The 772-nt window shown below is 44.4% G+C and carries 1 protein-coding gene; it reads left to right on the top strand.

Annotation, left to right across the window (positions count from 1 at the left end):
• Positions 1 to 772, top strand: a 772-nt coding sequence (locus AB4298_RS20930; protein WP_371988300.1) for a hypothetical protein, incomplete at both ends; no start/stop codon positions are given.

The following is a 772-nucleotide window of genomic DNA, read 5'->3' as shown; positions in this document are numbered from 1 at the left end:
ATGGTAAAACGTTAACTTTCACCACAATGGTGGTGGGGGCAAGCTGGCAGATTGATGATGCTGATTTATCCAGTCTTAGCGATGGTGCGTTAACCTTTTCAGCCAGCGCAACAGATGTAGCAGGCAATGTGGTTGATGCGACAACCAGTGCTGATAAAGACAGCCTAGCCAGTATTACGGTTGAAATTATTGATGATAACGGTGTTATTAATAGTGAAGAGCAGCAATCCGTAACAGTGCGTGGCACGGTCAGTAATATTGAAGATGGCCAAACCATTACCGTTATTTTAACTGATGAAGCTGGGAGTAGTCGCAGTTTCACAACAGTGGTAGTGGCCGGGAAATGGTTTATAACCAATACCGATTTAACTGGTTTTACCGATGGCAGTTTAACCGCTACGGTATCGGTTGAAGATCAAGTGGGTAACCAAGCCACTGCCACAGATGTTATCGCAGTCGATATTTTAGCTTCAATCACCATAGATGTAGATACGGGTAATGACACTGTACTTAACGCCCGTGAAATGCTGCGAGTCGATATGTCTGGTGAAGTCACCGACATTGAAGACGGCCAAAGAGTATCAATCAAGGTTACCGATAGTGCCGGTAAGCAATTGCAGTTTATGGCGATTGTTATTAATGGAAAATGGCAGTTAGAAGATAAGGATTTATCTAGCCTAGATGACGGGCCGTTGGTATTTAGTGCTACCGCTAGTGATGCGGCAGGCAATATCGCTAATGCAACTGGTGATGCTTACAAAGAAAGCCAAGC

The sequence above is a fragment of the Shewanella sp. 10N.261.52.F9 genome (genome assembly GCF_041471165.1).
In the GTDB taxonomy this organism is placed as follows: Bacteria; Pseudomonadota; Gammaproteobacteria; order Enterobacterales; family Shewanellaceae; genus Shewanella; species Shewanella marinintestina.
The sequence above is the reverse complement of the archived record's forward strand: the minus strand, read 5'-3'. Positions and strand labels throughout refer to the sequence as shown.